Below are 19,174 nucleotides of genomic sequence, written 5' to 3'. Positions count from 1 at the left end.
GATGATGAACACAAGAACGCGGAAGTCGCTCACGGCCGCCGCCGTGGCGTCGGCGCTGGTCCTCCCGCTCGCAGCGTGCGCGAGCGGGGACTCCGGTGGGTCGAGCCGCCCCGAGAACGAGATCCACGTGATGGTCTACGGGGACGCGACCAACAAGGTCGAGCAGCAGATGGTCGACACCTTCAACAAGACCTCGGACGTCAAGGTCGTCCTCGACACCATCCCCGGCGCCGACTACCAGCAGAAGCTCCAAACGATCATCGACACCAACGCGGCGCCGGACGTCTTCTTCAACTGGGGCGGCGGCTCGATCGAGCCGTTCGTCGACGCCGACCTGCTGCTCCCCCTCGACGACTTCATCGCCGAGGACCCCCAGCTCAAGGACGCGTTCCTGCCCGCGGTGTTCAACTCGGCCGTGATCGACGGCAAGTCCTACGGCATCCCCATGCGTGGCACGCAGCCCGTCATGCTGTTCCACAACAAGCAGGTCCTCGCGGACGCGGGCATCGAGGCCCCCCAGACCTGGGACGAGCTCCTCGCCGCAGTCGAGACCCTCAAGGCCAAGGGCGTCACCCCGATCGCCCTCGGTGGCGCCGACCAGTGGCCGACCCTCATGTGGTACCAGTACGCGTTCGACCGCGTCGCGGGGCCCGAGCTCTTCGAGAAGGCCCTCGCGGGCGAGACCGACGTGTGGGACTCGGCAGAGAGCCACGAGGCGCTCGACAAGCTGTCCGAGCTCATCGACGCGGGCGCGTTCGGCACCAACTTCGACTCCGTGAAGTTCACCGACGGCGGCTCGCCCGCGCTCCTGCGCACGGGCAAGGCGGCGTTCGAGCTCATGGGCTCGTGGAACTACTCGACGCACTACGACGTCGACCCCGAGTGGACCGACGCCAACCTCGGCTACACGGCCTTCCCCGCGATCGACGGCGGCAAGGGCGACGCGGCCAACATCACGGGCAACACCAACAACTTCTACTCGGTGCTCGCCACGACGCGTTACCCGGACGCCGTGCGTGACTTCCTCCAGCTCATGTACTCGGACGAGTTCGTCGAGGCGCAGCTCGCGATCGGCAACCTGCCGACCACGACCAACACCGAGCAGTTCCTGGACCAGGCCGCGAGCCCCGACTACGCCGCCTTCCAGTTCGACCTCGTGAAGAACGCGCCGCACTTCCAGATGTCCTGGGACCAGGCGTTCCCCCCGGCTGCCGGCACCCCGCTGAAGATCGCGGTCCAGCAGTTCTTCAGCGGCCAGATCGACGCCGACGGCTTCATCGCTGCGATGAAGTCCCTGCCGGCCTCGCGCTGACCCGGTTCCCGGACGGAGATCGTCATGACCACCCGCGCACCCCAGGGGCGCACGCGCCCGGGCGCCGCCGACCTCCAGGTCGGTCGCCCGGGCGTGGTCTGGGCCCTGCCCGCCGCCCTGTTCTTCGGGCTCTTCGCCCTCCTGCCCATGGTCCTCGTGCTCGTGCTGTCGTTCACGCAGTGGAGCGGCCTGGGCAGCCCCGAGTTCGTCGGGACCGAGAACTGGTCCCGTCTCCTCGACGACCCCGTGATGCTCAAGAGCATCGGGCTCTCGCTCGTGCTGACGGCGCTCGGCGTCGCGACCCAGACCCCGGTCGCGATGCTGCTGGGCGTGTGGGCCGCGGGCCACCAGTGGAACCGTGCGGTGCTCTCGGCGATCTTCTTCGTGCCGCTCCTGCTGTCCGCGGCCGCGGTGTCGGTCCTGTGGCGCGCGGTGCTCGACCCGAACTTCGGCGTCCCGGCCCAGATGGAGTGGCTGTTCGGCGACGGCAACCTGTTCGGCAACCAGTCGACCGCGATCGCCGTCCTGGTGTTCGTGAGCCTGTGGCAGTTCACGCCGCTGCACGCCCTGATCTACCAGGGCGCCGCGAAGGCCGTGCCGCCCATGCTCTACGAGGCGGCCGAGATCGACGGCGCCGGGCGTGTGCGCTCGTTCTTCGCGATCACGCTCCCGCAGCTGCGCAACACCATGATCACGTCGGTCATCCTCATGGTCGTCGGTGGTCTGACGACGTTCGACACGGTCCTCATCCTGACCAACGGCGGGCCCGGTACGGACACGACCATCACGGCCTTCTACATGTACCAGAAGGCGTTCCGCGGCTTCGACTTCGGTCTGGCCTCGGCGATCGCCGTGGTCCTGGTCGTCGCGGCGACCGCGATCTCGCTGGTCATGGTCCGCCTGTCCGGGTACGACAAGATGCGCAGCGAGCTGGAGGGCGTGTGATGAGCAACGACCTGAGCGTCACCCCCGCGGAGCAGGTCTCCGGCCCGACGACGTCACCCGGCTCGGGTGGTGCGTCCCGCCCGGGCACGACCAGCGCGGGCGTCCCGCTGCGCCGTCGGGCAGGAAAGGGCAGCCGCAACCGACCCAACTGGGGCGCGGGCGTCGCGGTCACGATCTGGCTGCTGATCGTCGCGATCCCCCTCTACGTGCTCGTCACCGCGTCGTTCCAGACGCAGGCCGGGTACGCCCAGGGCGGCCCCCTGTCCCTGCCGACCACGTTCACGCTCGACAACTTCACCAACGCGTTCGACCAGGGCTTCGGCCGCTACTTCCTCAACACGCTCGTCGTGACGGTCGCCGTGGTCGGGATCGTGGTGCTGCTCGTGCCGCCGCTGTCGTACGCGATCGTGCGCAACCGCTCGCGCGCCACCACGGGCATCTTCCGGATGTTCCTCCTGGGCCTCGCGGTCCCCGCGAGCGCCGTGATCGTCCCGATCTTCTACGTCATCTCGGTCGTGGGCCTGTACGACAACCTCATCGGCGTGATCCTGCCGACCGCGGCGTTCTGCCTGCCGATCTGCACGATCATCCTCAGCGGCTCGATGCGCGACATCACCAACGAGCTCTACGAGGCCATGGCCCTCGACGGCGCGTCGCCCAAGCGCGTGTTCATGCAGCTCGTGCTGCCGCTGTCCAAGGGCGGCGTCGCGACGATCGTCGTCTACTCGGCCCTGCAGGCGTGGAACGGGTTCCTGTTCCCCCTGATCCTCACGCAGTCCGAGTCGACCAAGGTCATCACGCTCGGCCTCTTCAACTTCCAGACGCAGTACGGCGTCAACATCCCCGGCCTCCTCGCGGCGGTCGTCATGTCGATGATCCCGATCCTGCTCGTGTACCTGTTCGCCCGGCGTGCCCTGGTCCAGGGCCTCATGGGCGTCGGCGGAAAGTAGCTCCACCATGACTCTTCAGACGAACCAGACCGACCTGCCCGTGTGGTCCGACCCGTCGGTCGACACCGCGACCCGCGTCAAGGCGCTCATGGCCGAGATGACGCTGCGCGAGAAGGTCGCCCAGCTCTTCGGGGTGTGGGTCGGCGCGTCGGCCGAGGGCGGCGAGGTCGCCCCCCACCAGCACGACATGGAGGACGGCGTCGACCTCGACGCGATCCTGCCCGACGGGCTGGGGCAGCTCACCCGGCCCTTCGGGACCAACCCGGTCGACCCGGCCCTGGGCGCGCTGTCCCTGCTGCGGACGCAGGAGCGCGTGCGCTCGGCGAACCGCTTCGGCATCCCGGCCCTCGCGCACGAGGAGTGCCTCGCGGGCTTCGCCGCGTGGGGCGCGACGGCCTACCCCGTGCCGCTGTCGTGGGGCGCGTCGTTCGACCCCGCGCTCGTGCGCCGCATGGCGGAGCGGATCGGGCAGGACATGCGCTCGGTCGGCGTGCACCAGGGCCTGGCCCCCGTGCTCGACGTCGTGCGCGACGCCCGCTGGGGCCGCGTCGAGGAGACCATCGGCGAGGACCCGTACCTCGTCGGGACCGTGGCCACGGCCTACGTGCAAGGCCTGGAGTCCGCCGGGATCGTCGCGACGCTCAAGCACTTCGCGGGGTACTCGGCCTCGCGCGGCGGGCGCAACCACGCGCCCGTCTCGATGGGGGCGCGCGAGCGCGCCGACGTGATCCTGCCGCCGTTCGAGATGGCCGTCCGCGAGGGCGGCGTGCGCTCGGTCATGCACGCCTACACCGACACCGACGGCATCCCCTCGGCCGCCGACCGCGAGCTCCTCACGGGGCTGCTGCGCGAGGAGTGGGGCTTCGACGGGACCGTGGTCGCCGACTACTTCGGGATCGCGTTCCTCAAGATCATGCACGGCGTGGCCGGCGACTGGGCCGAGGCCGCCGCGGCGGCGCTCGCGGCCGGGGTCGACGTCGAGCTGCCGACCGTCAAGACGTTCGGCGAGCCGCTCGTCGCGGCCCTCGAGGCCGGCGAGGTCGACGTCGCGCTCGTGGACCGCGCCCTGGAGCGCGTGCTGCGCCAGAAGGTCGAGCTCGGCCTGCTCGACGCCGACTGGGACCCCGTCCCCGCGGTGCTGCGCGACGTGCCCGCGGACGTGCTCGCCAGGGTGGCGGCCGGCTCCGACGACCTGGCCGCCGCCCTGCGAGGGACCGTCGACCTCGACGGCCCCGCCAACCGCGCGCTGGCCCGCGAGGTCGCCGAGCAGGCCGTGGTCCTGCTCGCGAACGACGGCGTGCTGCCGCTCGGTGCGGACGTGCGCCGGATCGCGCTCGTGGGTCCCACGGCCGAGGACCCCATGGCCGTGCTCGGCTGCTACTCGTTCCCCGCCCACGTGGGCCTGGCCCACCCCGAGATCCCGCTCGGGCTCGCGCTGCCCACCCTCGCCGAGTCCCTGCGCGCCGAGCTGCCGGGCATCACGGTCGACGTGCTGCCCGCGATCACGCTCGACGGCACGAGCGACCCGTCCTCGACCGGGGCCGTGAGCACGGCCGAGGTCGCGGCCGCCGACGCCGCAGGCATCGCGGCAGCGGTCGAGCTCGCCCGCGAGGCCGACGTCGTCGTGGTCGCCCTGGGCGACCGGGCCGGGCTGTTCGGCCGCGGCACGAGCGGCGAGGGCTGCGACGCCGAGTCGCTGCGCCTGCCCGGCGCCCAGCAGGACCTGCTCGACGCGCTCCTCGCCACAGGTCGCCCCGTGGTCGCGACGATCCTCTCGGGTCGGCCCTACGCGCTCGGCGCGGCCGCGACCCCCGCGCCCGGTGAGCCCGGTGCCGCGGCGATCGTCCAGGCGTTCTTCGCGGGCGAGGAGGGGACCCCCGCGGTCGCGGGCGTCCTGTCGGGGCGCGTGGCGCCGTCGGGCCGGCTGCCCGTGAGCGTGCCCGGGACCGAGGGCGCCCAGCCCACGTCCTACCTGGCCGCGACGCTCGCGCAGGCGACCGACGTGTCGAACATCGACCCGACCGCGGCCTTCGCGTTCGGCCACGGGCTCACGTACACGAGCTTCGACTGGTCGGACCTCGTGGTGAGCGCGGCCGAGGCCGCGACCGACGGGGCCTTCGAGGCGTCGTTCGTCGTGCGGAACACCGGCGGGCGCGACGGCGTCGAGGTCGTGCAGCTCTACGCGCACGACCCCGTGGCGTCGGTCGTGCGGCCCGTGCAGCGGCTCGTCGGGTACGTGCGCGTGCCGCTCGCCGCGGGCGCCTCGGCGCGCGTGAGCGCGACCGTGCCCGCCGACGTCCTGTCCTTCACGGGGCGTGACGGGCGCCGGATCGTCGAGCCCGGCGCGATCGAGCTGCGGTTCGGGGCGTCGAGCGCCGACGTGCGGCTCGTGGCCCCCGTGTCGCTCGTGGGCGACGTGCGCGTGGTCGACCACACGCGCGAGCTGCACGCGCCGCTCGTGGTGGGCGAGGCCTGAGATGACGGACCCGAGGCCGGTCAGGCGGCTGACCCCCGTGCCGGCCTCGGGTCCCGCGGACGGGGCCATGCCCGCCGGGACCACGTTCACGAACCCCGTCCTGCCCGGGACGCACCCCGACCCGAGCGTCTGCCGGGTCCCCGGGGTCACCCGGGCGGACGGGACCGTCGCGCCCGACGACTACTACCTCGTCACCTCGACGTTCGAGTACTTCCCGGGCCTGCCGGTCTTCCACAGCCACGACCTCGTGACGTGGACGCAGGCGGGCCACGCGATCCACCGCACCGACCAGGTGGACCTGTCGACCGTGCCGTCCTCGGGCGGGCTGTACGCCGCGACGATCCGGCACCACGACGGGACGTTCTACGTCGTCACGACGCTCGTCCACACCCAGGGCCGGGGTGGGCACCTCCTCGTGACCGCGACCGACCCCGCCGGGCCGTGGTCCGACCCCGTCTGGCTCGAGGGAGACGGGATCGACCCGTCGCTCTTCTTCGACGACTCGACCGGGCGCGTGTGGCTCACCGCGACGCGCCTGGCCGACCCGGGGGAGTGGGAGGGGCAGACCGAGGTGTGGCTGCGCGAGCTCGACCTCGCCGCGGGCGCGCTCGTCGGCCCCGAGCACGTCCTGTGGCGCGGCGCGCTGCACGGCGCGGTCTGGGCCGAGGGGCCGCACCTGTACCGGGTCGGCGACCACTGCTACCTGCTCGCCTCCGAGGGCGGCACCGAGCACCGCCACGCCGTCTCGGTCGCGCGCGCCGACACCGTCACCGGCCCGTACACGGGAAACCCCGCGAACCCGATCCTCACGCACCGCCACCTCGGCCGGGACTTCCCCGTGGTCGGGGTCGGGCACGGGGACCTCGTGGAGACCGCCGCCGGCGAGTGGTGGATGGTCCTGCTCGGCAGCCGCCCCTACGGCGGCTACTTCCCCAACCTGGGGCGCGAGACGTTCCTCGCCCCTGTCGTCTGGGAGGACGGGTGGCCAGTGGTCGCCCCGGGCGTGGGCCACGTCGCGGGGAGCTTCCCCCTGCCCGACGTCGGAGCGCGGCTTCCGGGGAGCGGCTCACCGGCTGGGGTGGTGGGCCAGCCCTCCGGGGTGGGTGCCGTCGTCGTGCACGAGACGTTCGACGGGCCGGACGACGCGCTGAGCCTCGCGTGGAACCAGGTACGGACCGGGGAGCGCTTCTGGTCCCTGACCGAGCGGCCCTGGCACCTGCGGCTCCCGCTGCTGCCCGCGACGCTGTCCGACGTCGCGACCCCCGCGTTCCTGGGGCGTCGCCAGCAGCACGCGGACATGGACCTGACCGTGCGCGTCGACGTCGACCCCGCCGGGCCCGACGAGTGGGCCGGGCTCGCGGTGCGCCAGTCCGAGGAGGCGTGGATCGCGGCGGTCGTGACGCGGGCGGCGCCCGCTGACGACTCCGCAGGGGCGACCGGCGGGCGCGAGGTGCTCGTGGTCGAGCGCTTCGGCGGCGAGGAGGTCGTCGTGGGGCGCGCGGCGCTCGGGCCGCTCGGGCTGGCCGAGGGACCCGTCGACGTGGTGCTGCACGCTGTCGGTCAGGAGTACGGGCTCGGGGTCCGGACGCTGCGTGGCTTCCACGCCGTCGCGACCGTGCACGGCGGCCGGCTCAGCTCGCCCGAGGCGGGCGGGTTCCTGGGCGTGTGGGTCGGCCCGTACGCGACGGGCCGCGGGACGACGACCGCGACGGTCGCGGACGTCGAGTGCGTGGAGTACCGAGGGCGCTGAGCATCTGCAGGCCGCAGGACCCGTGCTCACGCTCGGCCCCGACCGGCAGATCGTCCATGACATCCCCTTGAAGCGATATCCCTTCGAAGGCATGCTCAGTGGGTGCTGATCGACTGGACCGCGGCCTTCGACCGGTACTTCGCCGAACTCGAGAAGCGGGCCGACCAGATCATCGACCAGTGGCTACGAGAGCGGAGTGGTGAACCATGAGTCAGAATCGCATGCGCGACGATTTCGTCCGCGGCAATGACCGCTTGACGGGATATCTACGGACCCCCGAACGTGCCCAGGCCGTCGCAGCGATCCGCAAGGAGATGGACACCGAGGATCGCGCCTACGCCCTCAATCTCGCGGCGATCCGCAAGGCCGCCGATCTCACGCAGAAGCAGCTCGGTGAACGACTGGGAGTCGGACAGAACACGGTCTCGCGCACCGAACGGCGCAGCGACGTCTTGTGGTCCACGCTCGTCGACTATCTCAGCGCAGCAGGCGGATCCGACATCACGCTCGCCGTCACGATCAACGGTCAACGCATAGAGCTCGACCTCGACGCATCACACCACACCCGCAACTAGTCACCACGCCGCCAGCCCTCGGGGATCGCTGCGGCGCCCCGGGCGCAGGCCGTGATCTCGTGCCAGCGGAACCGGTCGACGACGGCGCTGACGGACGGGATCTTCACGAGCGCCGAGAACACCGCGAAGCCGACCGCCCCGCCGGTGATGTTGAAGATCAGGTCGTTCACGTCCGCGATGTGCCCCCCACCCAGCAGGTGCGCCGTCACGAGCTGGGTGACCTCGATCGTCAGGCTCAGGACCGCTGCCGCCGCCACGGCCCGTCTCCACGAGGCCCGGGGCGCGAGCAGCGGCACGAGGACGCCGACCGGGACGAAGACCAGGACGTTCATGACCGCATCGGCGACCTCGTAGTCCACGAACGGCACGACGGCGAGATGGCTGCCCCAGGGGGCGCTGCTGACGGGCTTGTCCAGGAAGACCGGGAAGACGGTGTTCGCGACGATCCCGGCGACGTAGACGCAGAGCGCGAGGGCGACCGTGGCTCGCGGCACGGAGAAGCGTCCGCTGCGGATCAGTGACCACATCAACCCCGCGAGCACCGCCGCGGCCAGAGGGACGACGACCGGGAGGACCGGGACCTGGTGGAACACGAGCGACCTGCGCCTTCTCCGAGACCTGCGCGGCGGCTGGTGCCGCGGCTCCACGCAAGAGTGCCCGTCGCGCGACGGGCTCGGCATCCGTCCGTGGTCGGACCCGACATGACGGCGAGTACGACCGTCGTCGTCGCCCGGGCGCGCTCGTGCGGCGCCCGGATCACGCGGACGGGACGTCGGGCGGGTCGAGCAGGCGGCGAAGGCGGGTCTTCTTCTCGTTCTCGCGCACGACCCAGGCCACGTCCGGGTCGTCCGAGCCGCGCAGCGCGGCGAAGCGCGGCAGACCTGAGGCCGGGTCGCCCGCGACGGCGACGCTCCAGCAGTACCCGAGGGCCTGCCGCAGCGTCCGGACGCCGGTGTCGCGGCGGGCGTCGGGCGGGAGCGCGTGGATCGAGGCGGTGGCGGCCGCGCAGGCGTCCAGGGCGGCCGTCACGGTGGCGGGGGTTCGCAGGAGGCGCGGCTCGCAGATCCCGGCGACCGCGGCTCGGCGAACCAGCGGGTCCTGGTCGTCGACCCAGGAGGCCACGAGCGCGACGAGGGTGGCGGTCTCGGCGTCGCCGATGCGCTGCAGCGCCATCGCGACGGCCTCGCGGACGCGCCACGACCCCTCGGCCGCGCGGACGCGCAGCAGGTCGGTCAGGTCGGTGCGTGCACGGGCGGGGACGTCGACGACGAGCCGGCCGAGGCCGACCGTCCCGCAGCAGCGCAGGTACTCGTCGGGGGAGTCGGCCAGGGAGAGCACGAGGCCTGCCGGCGCGACGTCGGCGAACGCACCGATCAGCTCGAGGTTCGCCCGAGGCCCGGGGAGCCCTGAGCGGGCCGTGAGGTAGGCGCGCACGGCGGCCGGATCGTCGTCGAGCGCGCGCAAGGCCGCCCGGTGCTCTTCACGCACGCTCATGACCAGCACGCTAGGGCTCCCGCCCCTGCTCGGGTAGGGCCGTTCGGCCGATGTGCGGCCGTCGAAAGACCCGTCTCGGCGGGCGTCGCGCGCTCTCGGCACCCGCCCCAGAGCCTCACGGCGACGCGGGCGGGGCCTCACGCAGCAGAGCGAGATCCCGGCGGACGTAGCGCAGGTGCGCCCACTCCTCCTCCAGGATCACGCGCACGCAGTCCCCGACGCTGGGGTGCCAGTCTTCCCCGCCCCACGGGTCGTCGCGTTCCTCCGCGAGCAGCTCCGTGGTGGCCGTCGCCAGGAACTCGGTCACCTGCCCTTGGCGCTCGGCCCGCACCGCGAGGATCTCCTCGTACGTCGGTGTGTCCGTGCGGAAGATCGACAGGTCGAAGCCCATCTCGCCGGCGCCGGTGAAGATCTGCCCGATCTCGTGGAACGGTTGCTCGATCCCCAGGATCCCGCCGCGGAGCCAGGCGTCGGTCGCCAGGACGAGGTGCCGCAGGGTCTGGGCCAAGGACCACTCGTCCTCGACGTGGGCGTCCACCAGGTCGGGTGGCGTGCCCTCCACGGTCTCCTGCCACGCGGACTGCACGGCGACCCACCCCTCGCGCAGCCCGTCGACCGTCTGCGCCTTCTGCAGCTCGCGGCCGGGGAACTGCCGGTTGAGGTCGGCGTCCACGTACGGCACGACGTCGACCCCGTTGACGATCAGGCTGCCGAAGAACAGGTCGTGGCTGTCGATGTCGAGACCGCCCACGTCGACGCCGCGCATGGTCACGCCGCTGACGTCGGAGAACCGCAGGGTGGCGCCCTTGAAGCTGGCCCTGACGAAGGTCGCGCCCTCGAACTCCTTCGTCCTGGAATAGGTCGTCATCGCTCCACGATGACGGACACCGGGCAGTCCTGCCCGGTGACGACCAGGTCACCCGACGACGAGCCGCAACCGGTTCTCCCCGACGCGGACCGTGACCTCCTGGCCCCAGGTCGCGACGAGCCGGTCCGACTCGACGCCGTCGCCGAAGACCACGAGCTGGTCCGACTCGACCGTGAGCCGGAGCTCGCCGCCCGCGTCGAGCAGCCCCTCGGTCAGGTCCGCGCCCGTCGCGGGCGACGGCCACGCCTCGCGCACGAACCACGCGAGCAGCGGGTCGGTGGGGCCGGGGAGGCGTCGCCCGCCGCGCTCGCGCGCGATCGACGCGCACCAGCCCGTCGCCCCGGCACCGGTCGCGACGATCACGCCCGACGACGACTGCCGCTCGACCCGGACGGACCCGCGCTCCCTGCCGCGACCGACCGCCGGCCCCTGACTCCCGCCCGGCCCGTCCGCAGCGATCCGGTACCGCGCCGACTGGTGCGACGGGTGCCCCACGAAGACCTCGTTGAGCGCGGACAGGTGCTGCCCGTCGTCGAGGTGCGCCACGACCGTCGTGAGGTCCTCGGTCCGCCAGCCGAGGCCGCCGAGGGGCGCGGCGCCGTCGGGCCGGAGGCTGGAAGGGCCGGGACCGGCCGGGGCGCTCGCGGTCCTTCCCGCGCGGGCCAGGAGACGCACGGCAGTGGTGACGTCGAGCCGGACGAGCGCGCCCGCGTTGGTCCCCGGCTCGGGGTCGACGCCCAGCACCGGCTGGTCCGTGAGGTACTTCGCGACGTTCGCGACGAGCCCGTCCTGCCCGACCACGACCACGACGTCCTCGGGGGCCACGAGGAACCGGCCGAGGTCGGCGCGCTCGACGTCGGCCCGCCGCCAGCCCTCGGGGATCGCGGCGACGACCCGGGCCCGGGCCTCGGCCACGGCGTCGTGCCGCTCCTGGACCGCGGCGAGCGTGCGGCCGCGCGTGCGGAGGAAGAACTCGGCCTGACCGCGGGTCGCGTGCCGGTCGAGGAGCTCGTCGAGCTCGGTCCGCCGGTGCACGACGACCACGCGTCGCTGGAGGGGCACGTCAGGCTCCCCGGCCGGCGGTGGCGCCGCCGGTGGCGGGGCCGCCTGCGGCTCCCGTGAACGCGGCGAGCGCCCCGCTGAGCAGGTCCGGCGTGATGGTCAGGCTGCCGATCTTGGGCAGCGCCCCGGCGAGGTCGCGCATCGCCACGGCCAGGATGGTCGACTGGTCCATGCCCTCGTAGACGTCCATGACGGTCCGGAACTTGGCGTTGTTCGCCTCGCCGAGCCGGCGGATCTCCTCGGCCTGCGCGGCCGAGGTGAGGTCGCGACGCTCGGCCGCGGCCCGGGCCTCGACGAGCGCCGCGGCGGCGGTCTCCTCGGCCTCTCGCCGGAGGTTGGCGCCCTCCTGCGCGACGAGCCGCTCCCGGCGGGTCGCGAGCTCGATCTGGCTCGCGAGCTCGTTCTCCGAGATGGTGCGCTCGCGCTCGACGGCCAGCGCCCGCCGCTCGTACGTCGACCGGTCGGCCTCGGCCTGGACGTGCTCGCGCAGCGGGGTCTGCAGGGCGCGCTCGACGTCGCCGTCGGGACGGACCGCGAGCACGTGGACCCCGAGGACCTCGATGCCGGTCGAGGCCAGCCGGGCGTCCGAGCCCAGTGCCGCCACGAGCTGGGCCCGGACCTGGCTCACGCCCTGCTCGAGCGCGGTCGTCAGGGGGACGGCCGCGAGGTGGTCGATCGCGTGGCTCTGCGCGAGCTGGCCGATGATCGTCGCGACCTGGTCGCGCCCCGTGGTGGTCGCGGCGCCGGTGTCGGGGTCGATCCCGAAGTCGAGCCGCTGCGAGACGACGGCCGGGTCCGCGAACCGGTACGTCACGTTGACCTGGACCGTGACGTCCTGGTGGTCGCGCGTCGTGGCGTGGAAGAGGACGGGCAGCTCCTGGTCGTCGACCGGTACCTCGCTGAGGACCGAGGTACCGGGGCGGAACCAGAAGGCCTGGCCGATCCCGCGGTGCGCGACCCGTCCTGCCTTGAGGTGGATCACGGCGCCCGTAGGGCTGCCGAGGAAGTGCCGCAGCCAGGGGTAGCGCTTGATGGTGGCCATGGGAGGCTCCGTCCGTCGTCGGTGTTTATGTCACTTTGACGATAAGCCTCGACCGTCTTTAGTGTCAACCTGACGATAAGGAGATAGGATGGGGGCATGAGCGAGCACCCGGAGACCCCGCCGTCAGCCGCCCGGATCCCCGTCACGGTCGACGTCGTCGCGCTCACGGTCCGTGACGGCACGCTCCAGGTCCTGCTCGTGACGCGGCTCCTCGACCCCTTCCAGGACCGCCTCGCCCTGCCGGGCGGGTTCGTCCTGCCCGACGAGTCCCTGCCGCAGGCCGCCGCCCGCGAGCTCGCCGAGGAGACGGGCGTCGCGGTCCCCGGCCACCTCGAACAGCTCCGCACCTACGGGCCGCTCGGCCGCGACCCGCGCGGCCCCGTGCTGACCGTCGCGCACCTCCTGCTCGCACCCACGTACGGCCTGCCGACCGCAGGCAGCGACGCCGCGCAGGTCGGCTGGTACCCGGTCGAGGAGGCGCTCGCGGACCCGGACGGGCTCGCGTTCGACCACCACCGGATCCTGCGCGACGGCGTCGAACGTGCCCGCGCGAAGCTCGAGTACTCGACGCTCGCGACGGCCTTCTGCGGCCCCGAGTTCACGATCGCCCAGCTCCGCGCCGTCTACGAGGCCGTGTGGGGCACCCGGCTCGACCCCCGCAACTTCCACCGCAAGGCCGTCGGCACCCCGGGGTTCCTCGTCGAGACGGGGGAGTCGACGTCGGGAGGGACCGGCCGGCCCGCCGCGCTCTACCGGCTCGCGCCCGAGGCGGAGCGCTCCGCCGGGGCGCGCGACGCCGTCGGGCAGGACGAGGCGCCCGCCTCCGTGCCCGCCGTGCTCAACCCGCCCCTCATGCGACCCGCAGGCTGAGCCCGCCATGCCCGGGGTGCTCGCCGGATGCGCCGCGGCGCACCGTCGCTAGCGTGAGAGACGTCAGCACGAACCGCTGCTGGACCGCACGGCACGAGGAGCCCGACGATGAGCGACACGACCGGCACGACCCCGAGCACGACCACCCCCCGCACGACTGCCACGACCCCGCGCGGCCTGACGACCGTGAGCTTCTGGTCCGACGACGTCCCCGCGGCGGTCGCCTGGTACACCGAGGTGTTCGGCGTCGACCCGTACTACGTCATGCCGCCCGCGCCGGCCCCGGCCGCCTACGTGGAGTTCCGGGTGGGCGACTACCAGCACGAGCTCGGCATCATCGACCGCTCGTACGCGCCCGCAGGCGCCGCGACGGTGCCCGGCGGGGCGGTCGTCTACTGGCACGTCGACGACGTCCGCGCCACGTACGCGCGACTGCTCGCGCTCGGCGGGACCGAGTACCAGCCGGTCACGCCGCAGGGCGACGGCGGGTTCGTGACCGCGGCCGTCGTGGACCCGTTCGGGAACGTGCTCGGCGTCATGGAGAACCCGCACTACCTCGCGGTGCTGGAGGGGCGCGAGGGGTGAGCGGGCGGCCACCCGCGCCGCACCGTGGAGCGTCCGGATATCGAGCCGTTTCCGCCCGCCAGACGGCGCCCACAGGGCACTTTCGAAGGGCCTTCGAACGTCAGATGAACACCAGGTGAACAGTCGCCGAAGACTCGCCGACTTGGTTCAGACCCCTGTCATCCAGCGTCCACCATGGAGTACGTGACCGAGACGATCCTGCTCGCGCTCGTGGTAGTGACGGCCCTGGCCTTCGACTTCACGAACGGCTTCCACGACACCGGCAACGCGATGGCCACGTCCATCGCCACACGTGCCCTCAAGCCCAAGACCGCCGTCGCGCTGTCTGCAGTCCTCAACCTGGTCGGGGCGTTCCTGTCCCTGGCCGTGGCGGCGACCATCGCCAAGGGGATCGTGGACGCGAACGTCATCACCCTCGAGGTGGTGCTCGCCGGTCTGGTGGGTGGCATCACCTGGAACCTGCTGACCTGGTTGCTGGGTATCCCGTCGAGCTCGTCGCACGCCCTCATCGGCGGCGTCGTCGGCTCGGTCCTGGCTGCGGTCGGGACGAGCGGGGTCCTGTGGACCGGGGTGCTGTCCAAGGTGATGATCCCCGCCCTGCTCGCCCCCGTGATCGCGATCGGGGTCGCCGCGCTCGGCACCTTCCTGGTCGCGCGCATTACCAAGGACCTGCCGCAGGACACGACGAGCCGCGGGTTCCGCTGGGGCCAGATCGGCTCCGCCTCGCTCGTCTCGCTCGCGCACGGCACCAACGACGCGCAGAAGTCGATGGGCATCATCCTGCTCGCGCTCATCGCGGGCGGTGCCGTCCCGTCCGACTCGGGGGTCCCGTTCTGGGTCGTCCTGTCGTGCGCGTTCTTCATGGCGCTGGGTACCTACCTGGGCGGCTGGCGCGTCATCCGCACGCTCGGCAAGGGCCTCGTCGAGATCGACTCGCGCCAGGGCATGGCCGCCGAGACCTCGTCGGCCGCGGTCATCCTCCTCTCGAGCCACTTCGGCTTCTCGCTGTCGACGACGCACGTCGCGACCGGTTCGATCCTCGGCTCGGGCGTCGGCATGCCGGGCGCGAAGGTCCGCTGGGGCGTCGCGGGCAAGATGCTCGCCGCGTGGGGCCTGACGCTGCCGGCCGCCGGCGTCGTCGGCGCGCTGTGCTTCTGGCTGCAGGACGTCATCGGTGGCGTCGGCGGGACCGTCGCGGTCTTCACGATCCTCATCGGCGTCTCGACCGCGATCTGGGTCGCGTCGCGCCGCAAGCCGGTCGACGCGTCGAACGTCAACGACGAGTGGGACGGCGAGGGCGAGACCGCTGTGGTCGACGCCGCCGAGTCCTTCACGGCCGTCGCCGTCGAGGTGACGGCCGAGGCCGAGGCCACGATCGCCGCGACCACGGCAGCGAACACCGCTGCTCCGACCGCCACCGCCCCGACCGCCACTGCCCGTGAGGGAGTCCACGCATGAGCGAGTTCATCCACTTCGACGCCCTGCTCCAGGTCGTGGTCGCCGGCGCGATCGTCGGCGCGGGCCTGCCCGCGCTGTTCGCGCTGGGCGTCCGCCTGCTCGCCCCGTCGCAGGGTGGGGCGCTCGCGGTGGAGGGTGCGCCGTCGGGCACGGACTCCGGCCCGACGACGGCGCGCCCCACGGGCCTTCGTCTCACCGGCGCGGTGGTGTGCTTCGGCACGGTGCTGGCCGCGTGCGCGGTGGGCATCTGGTTCCTCGCGTCCGGCGGTCACTGACCCCCCGCACGACCCCCGACAGGAGGCCGCCCCGTCGTACGACGACGGGGCGGCCTTCGTCGTCCTCGCGGGAGGCAGAGCGCCGCCCGCACGACGTGATGAGGCGAACACCACATCCGGGCGGCGGTGGTCGAATTACCACGGTCGCCCCACCTTGTCCCGCATTTCGAGGGGTCGATGTGCGACCGTGTCGCACGATGTGATCGGGAGCACGGGAATCTCCCGTCATACCGCCGTCGGGGTCTGGTCTTCTGGGTAGTTGGACAACTGTTCAGGTCACCAGAAGGAGCGTCATGAGCACCCCCCACCGGGCTCGTCGAGCGGGTACACCGTTCGGTCGGGCCGTCGCCGCCGCCACCGCCGCGGTCCTCGCCCTGACGGGAGCGGTCGCGCTGGGCGCGGGACCGCTCGCGGCGCCTGCATCGGCGGCACCCAAGGCGCAGCTCCCGCAGTGCCCGGCGCCGGGGGAGATGCCCGGGATCGGCAACCTCCCGGCCTTCACCGACTCGAACATCGCGGTCTACGCAGGTGGCGACTACTCCGCGACGGGTACGGCGGCCGAGTCCGAGGGGCTCCTGGTCGTCATGGGCGACGCGACGTTCGACAAGGCCGCGGGGGGCATCTACAACGTCGGTTCGGCGGGCGTGGGCTCGCAGATCACGCCTCCGGGAGGCACGACGATGCTGGCCGTCGGGGGCGACCTGACGGTCGGTCCCCGGACCACCATGGACGTGGGTGCGAACGTCGTCGGTGGCGGCAACGTCGACGTCGGGGGCTCGATCACGAACACGGTCCCCCTCGCGCTCAACGGCGGCGTCGCGACCCCGAACATGGGCGCTGCGGCGGTCGCGTCGTACGCCGGCTTCCAGGACGTCATCACCGAGGAGTCGAGACTGCTCGCCCAGCCGGTCGGCACGCCCGGGACGATCGAGTCCTGGGGCGAGCTGCGCTTCACGGGTGACCCGGCTGCCTCGATGCACACCTTCACGGTCGACGGGGCGGCTCTGTCGAGCCTCGGGAAGAAGATGTCCGTCTTCTTCGACGACGTCGGCAGCACGGCACCGATCGTCGTCAACGTGACCGGCTCGACGGTCGACTTCGACGCGCAGTCGTTCTTCTTCGGCACGACGCAGGTCAACTCCCTCTCGTCCCCCGAGATCGGTAACGCCGCGTCGCGCATCCTCTGGAACTTCGTCGACGCGACCTCCGTCGAGCTCGGCGAGAACGACCAGTTCTTGGGGTCGGTCCTCGCGCCCCACGCCGACACGACGCTCAAGACGAGCACGAACGGACGCGTGTACGTGGGCAAGACGCTCTCCGTGGTCGGCACCGGCGGCGGCATCGAGCAGCACAACTACCCGTGGATCGGCCCCGGCCCGTTCACGTGCCTCTCGGTCGAGCCCGGTGGGTTCACCGTCGCCAAGAGCGTGGTCGGTGACGGCGCGGACCTCGTGCCGGCCGGTACCGAGTTCACCGTCGCCTACTCGTACACCGCGAACGGGACGCCCGTCGCCGGCACCCTCACGGTGAAGGCCGATGGCACGGTCGTGGACGGCCCGGCGGATCTCCCTGCCGGGACCGTCGTCACGCTCTCCGAGCCCGACCTGCCCGTCGTCCTCGGCGTCGAGTGGGGCACGCCGTCGTTCGCCCCGTCGGACACCGTCACGATCGGTGCGTCCGGGACAGCCGCCGTGCGGCTCACCAACACCGCGTCGGCGCAGCTCGGCGGGTTCTCGATCGCCAAGGCAGTGACCGGGCTCGCCGCGAGCCAGGTCCCCGCGAGCACGGAGTTCACCGTCGCCTACACCGTGACGGTCGACGGCACCTCGACCCAGGGGACTGTGAAGGTCCGCGCCGACGGCACCGTGGTCGACGGTCCCCAGGACCTGCCGGTCGGCGCGGTCGTGACGTTCGCCGAGATCGACCTGCCGACCGTGCCCGGCGTCGTGTGGGGCGCGCCGTCGTTCGACCCCGCCTCGATCACGGTCGCCGACGGCGAGAGCCCCCGGGTCACGCTGACCAACACGGCCGACGCCGCGGTGATCCCCGTCGGCGGGTTCTCGGTCCAGAAGGTCGTCGAGAACGCTCCCGCGGGCATGGTGCCCGCGGACACCGCGTTCACGGTCGCCTACTCCTACGAGCTCGACGGCGTCCCGACGTCGGGCACCCTGACGGTGCGCGCCGACGGCACCGCCGTCGACGGCCCGCAGAACCTCCCGGCCGGCACGGTCGTCACGTTCGGCGAGGTGAGCCTGCCCGACGTCGACGGCGTCGTGTGGGGAGCACCGGTCTTCAGCCCGGCGAGCCTCGTGGTCGGCGCGAACGAGAACGTCAAGGTCACGCTGACCAACACCGCGGAGGAAGCACGGGCGGGCGGGTTCTCGATGGCCAAGTCCGTCACGGGCGAGGCCGCGGACAAGGTGCCCGCGGGCACCGAGTTCACCGTTCGCTACGCCTACGACCTGGACGGTGTGCCCACCACGGGCACGATGACCGTGAAGGCCGACGGGACCGTCGTCGACGGCCCGCAGAACCTCGTCGCGGGCACCGTCGTGACGTTCACCGAGCTCACGCCCGCCCACGTGGTCGGCGTCGAGTGGGGCACGCCGGTCTTCAGCCCGGCGCGCGTCACGATCGGCAGCGTCGAGAACACCGCCGTCACGCTCACGAACACGGCCAATGCCGAGCCCGCTGGCGGGTTCTCGCTCACGAAGGTCGTCGAGGGCTCCGGAGCCTCGGTCGTCCCGGCGGGCACCGAGTTCACGGTCCGCTACGCCTACGAGCTGGACGGCGCACCGGTCAGCGGCACGTCGACCGTGGCCGCTGACGGGACCGTCGTGGACGGCCCGCAGAACCTGCCGGTCGGGACGGTCGTGACGTTCACCGAGACCGACCTCCCCGCGGTCGCGGGCGTGGTCTGGGGGACGCCGGTCTTCAGCCCGGCCCAGGTCACGGTCACGGACGGCCAGAATGCGGCGGTCACGCTCACCAACACGGCCGACGTCGTGGCCGCCCAGGTCGGCGGTTTCACGATCGCCAAGAAGGTCACGGGGCCGAGCGCGGCGAAGGTCCCCGCGGACACGCAGTTCACGGTCGCGATCTCCGGGACCGTCAACGGCGAGCACACCGAGGGCACCCTGACGGTCCGCGCCGACGGCACCGTCGTCGAGGGCCCGGCGAACCTCCCCGCAGGGACGGTCGTCGACCTCGCGGAGGTCGACCTGCCGAAGGTCGAGGGCGTGCGCTGGGGGACGCCGGTCTTCACGGTCGACGGCGAGAAGGTCACGTCGGTCACGATCGGCGCGGGCCAGACCGTCGCGGTGACCCTGACCAACACCGCGGACTCCGCGGACGGCGGTCTCGCGGCCACGGGAGCCCGCGTCGCGGGCATCGCCGCCGTCGCGCTGCTGCTGGTCGGCGGAGGTGGCGCGCTCCTCGTGGGTGCGCGACGCCGTCGGGCATGAGGTCCTGACCGGACCACCGCCCGAGCGTGCCCCGGAGCGGGCGTGACC

The 19,174-nt window shown here is 72.5% G+C and carries 16 protein-coding genes; 11 read left to right on the top strand and 5 right to left on the bottom strand.

Features of this window, described 5'->3' with window-relative positions:
* The first annotated feature begins 4 nt into the window (after window positions 1-4).
* From H9640_RS06870 to H9640_RS06845, 6 genes are all read left to right on the top strand, one after another.
* Complete coding sequence (locus H9640_RS06870; protein ID WP_191789962.1) at window positions 5-1,312, top strand: ABC transporter substrate-binding protein; 1,308 nt, start codon at window positions 5-7, stop codon at window positions 1,310-1,312.
* Between the two features lie 24 nt (window positions 1,313-1,336).
* Window positions 1,337-2,257: a carbohydrate ABC transporter permease gene (locus H9640_RS06865; protein ID WP_191789961.1), complete on the top strand. Its 921-nt coding sequence runs from the start codon at window positions 1,337-1,339 to the stop codon at window positions 2,255-2,257.
* Window positions 2,257-3,207 carry a carbohydrate ABC transporter permease gene (locus tag H9640_RS06860; protein WP_191789960.1) on the top strand — a complete coding sequence of 317 codons (951 nt, stop codon included), beginning with the start codon at window positions 2,257-2,259 and terminating at the stop codon, window positions 3,205-3,207. The genes H9640_RS06865 and H9640_RS06860 overlap by 1 nt, the downstream gene beginning before the upstream one ends.
* Before the next feature lie 7 nt (window positions 3,208-3,214).
* Window positions 3,215-5,683 carry a beta-xylosidase/alpha-l-arabinosidase gene (locus H9640_RS06855; protein ID WP_191789959.1) on the top strand — a complete coding sequence of 823 codons (2,469 nt, stop codon included), beginning with the start codon at window positions 3,215-3,217 and terminating at the stop codon, window positions 5,681-5,683.
* Between the two features lie 67 nt (window positions 5,684-5,750).
* Complete coding sequence (locus tag H9640_RS06850; protein WP_191789958.1) at window positions 5,751-7,433, top strand: glycoside hydrolase family 43 protein; 1,683 nt, start codon at window positions 5,751-5,753, stop codon at window positions 7,431-7,433.
* Between the two features lie 221 nt (window positions 7,434-7,654).
* Window positions 7,655-8,008, top strand: a complete 354-nt coding sequence (locus H9640_RS06845; RefSeq protein WP_191789957.1) for a helix-turn-helix domain-containing protein — start codon at window positions 7,655-7,657, stop codon at window positions 8,006-8,008.
* Here H9640_RS06845 and H9640_RS06840 read toward each other — a convergent pair.
* The 5 genes from H9640_RS06840 to H9640_RS06820 form a co-directional block, all read right to left on the bottom strand.
* Complete coding sequence (locus tag H9640_RS06840) at window positions 8,005-8,601, bottom strand: VanZ family protein (protein ID WP_191789956.1); 597 nt, start codon at window positions 8,599-8,601, stop codon at window positions 8,005-8,007. The genes H9640_RS06845 and H9640_RS06840 overlap by 4 nt on opposite strands.
* Window positions 8,602-8,764: 163 nt before the next feature.
* Window positions 8,765-9,502 (bottom strand): HEAT repeat domain-containing protein, encoded by a 738-nt coding sequence (locus tag H9640_RS06835; protein ID WP_191789955.1) that lies wholly within the window; start codon window positions 9,500-9,502, stop codon window positions 8,765-8,767.
* A 115-nt stretch (window positions 9,503-9,617) separates the two neighbouring features.
* Window positions 9,618-10,370 (bottom strand): DinB family protein, encoded by a 753-nt coding sequence (locus H9640_RS06830; RefSeq protein WP_191789954.1) that lies wholly within the window; start codon window positions 10,368-10,370, stop codon window positions 9,618-9,620.
* A 48-nt stretch (window positions 10,371-10,418) separates the two neighbouring features.
* Window positions 10,419-11,432 carry a diacylglycerol kinase catalytic domain-containing protein gene (locus H9640_RS06825; RefSeq protein WP_191789953.1) on the bottom strand — a complete coding sequence of 338 codons (1,014 nt, stop codon included), beginning with the start codon at window positions 11,430-11,432 and terminating at the stop codon, window positions 10,419-10,421.
* A 1-nt stretch (window position 11,433) separates the two neighbouring features.
* Entirely contained in the window at window positions 11,434-12,474 is a 1,041-nt protein-coding gene (locus H9640_RS06820) for an SPFH domain-containing protein (RefSeq protein WP_191789952.1), read from the bottom strand.
* A gap of 96 nt (window positions 12,475-12,570) precedes the next feature.
* Between H9640_RS06820 and H9640_RS06815 the strand changes: the two genes are divergently transcribed.
* The 5 genes from H9640_RS06815 (at window position 12,571) to H9640_RS06795 (ending at window position 19,126) form a co-directional block, all read left to right on the top strand.
* The gene (locus H9640_RS06815; protein ID WP_191789951.1) at window positions 12,571-13,344 is read left to right on the top strand and encodes an NUDIX hydrolase; all 774 of its coding nucleotides are present in this window, start codon (window positions 12,571-12,573) and stop codon (window positions 13,342-13,344) included.
* A gap of 108 nt (window positions 13,345-13,452) precedes the next feature.
* Window positions 13,453-13,929, top strand: a complete 477-nt coding sequence (locus H9640_RS06810; protein WP_191789950.1) for a VOC family protein — start codon at window positions 13,453-13,455, stop codon at window positions 13,927-13,929.
* Between the two features lie 174 nt (window positions 13,930-14,103).
* On the top strand, window positions 14,104-15,387 hold the full coding sequence (locus H9640_RS06805; RefSeq protein WP_191789949.1) for an inorganic phosphate transporter: 1,284 nt from the start codon (window positions 14,104-14,106) through the stop codon (window positions 15,385-15,387).
* Window positions 15,384-15,662 (top strand): hypothetical protein, encoded by a 279-nt coding sequence (locus tag H9640_RS06800; RefSeq protein ID WP_191789948.1) that lies wholly within the window; start codon window positions 15,384-15,386, stop codon window positions 15,660-15,662. The genes H9640_RS06805 and H9640_RS06800 overlap by 4 nt, the downstream gene beginning before the upstream one ends.
* A 293-nt stretch (window positions 15,663-15,955) precedes the next feature.
* Window positions 15,956-19,126 carry a DUF5979 domain-containing protein gene (locus H9640_RS06795; RefSeq protein ID WP_191789947.1) on the top strand — a complete coding sequence of 1,057 codons (3,171 nt, stop codon included), beginning with the start codon at window positions 15,956-15,958 and terminating at the stop codon, window positions 19,124-19,126.
* Window positions 19,127-19,174 lie beyond the last annotated feature (48 nt).

The organism is Oerskovia gallyi, from assembly GCF_014836745.1.
GTDB classification, from domain to species: domain Bacteria; phylum Actinomycetota; class Actinomycetes; order Actinomycetales; family Cellulomonadaceae; genus Oerskovia; species Oerskovia paurometabola.
Note: the sequence above shows the minus strand (reverse complement) of the source record. Positions and strands in the feature narration are given on the sequence as shown.

What these genes read in the sequence shown, in the direction of transcription:
- H9640_RS06870 (WP_191789962.1), top strand. Translation starts at nt 5, where the DNA reads ATGAACACAAGAACGCGGAAGTCGCTCACGGCCGCCGCCGTGGCGTCG.
- H9640_RS06865 (WP_191789961.1), top strand. Translation starts at nt 1,337, where the DNA reads ATGACCACCCGCGCACCCCAGGGGCGCACGCGCCCGGGCGCCGCCGAC.
- H9640_RS06860 (WP_191789960.1), top strand. Translation starts at nt 2,257, where the DNA reads ATGAGCAACGACCTGAGCGTCACCCCCGCGGAGCAGGTCTCCGGCCCG.
- H9640_RS06855 (WP_191789959.1), top strand. Translation starts at nt 3,215, where the DNA reads ATGACTCTTCAGACGAACCAGACCGACCTGCCCGTGTGGTCCGACCCG.
- H9640_RS06850 (WP_191789958.1), top strand. Translation starts at nt 5,751, where the DNA reads ATGCCCGCCGGGACCACGTTCACGAACCCCGTCCTGCCCGGGACGCAC.
- H9640_RS06845 (WP_191789957.1), top strand. Translation starts at nt 7,655, where the DNA reads ATGCGCGACGATTTCGTCCGCGGCAATGACCGCTTGACGGGATATCTA.
- H9640_RS06835 (WP_191789955.1), bottom strand. Translation starts at nt 9,502, where the DNA reads ATGAGCGTGCGTGAAGAGCACCGGGCGGCCTTGCGCGCGCTCGACGAC.
- H9640_RS06830 (WP_191789954.1), bottom strand. Translation starts at nt 10,370, where the DNA reads ATGACGACCTATTCCAGGACGAAGGAGTTCGAGGGCGCGACCTTCGTC.
- H9640_RS06820 (WP_191789952.1), bottom strand. Translation starts at nt 12,474, where the DNA reads ATGGCCACCATCAAGCGCTACCCCTGGCTGCGGCACTTCCTCGGCAGC.
- H9640_RS06815 (WP_191789951.1), top strand. Translation starts at nt 12,571, where the DNA reads ATGAGCGAGCACCCGGAGACCCCGCCGTCAGCCGCCCGGATCCCCGTC.
- H9640_RS06810 (WP_191789950.1), top strand. Translation starts at nt 13,453, where the DNA reads ATGAGCGACACGACCGGCACGACCCCGAGCACGACCACCCCCCGCACG.
- H9640_RS06805 (WP_191789949.1), top strand. Translation starts at nt 14,104, where the DNA reads ATGGAGTACGTGACCGAGACGATCCTGCTCGCGCTCGTGGTAGTGACG.
- H9640_RS06800 (WP_191789948.1), top strand. Translation starts at nt 15,384, where the DNA reads ATGAGCGAGTTCATCCACTTCGACGCCCTGCTCCAGGTCGTGGTCGCC.
- H9640_RS06795 (WP_191789947.1), top strand. Translation starts at nt 15,956, where the DNA reads ATGAGCACCCCCCACCGGGCTCGTCGAGCGGGTACACCGTTCGGTCGG.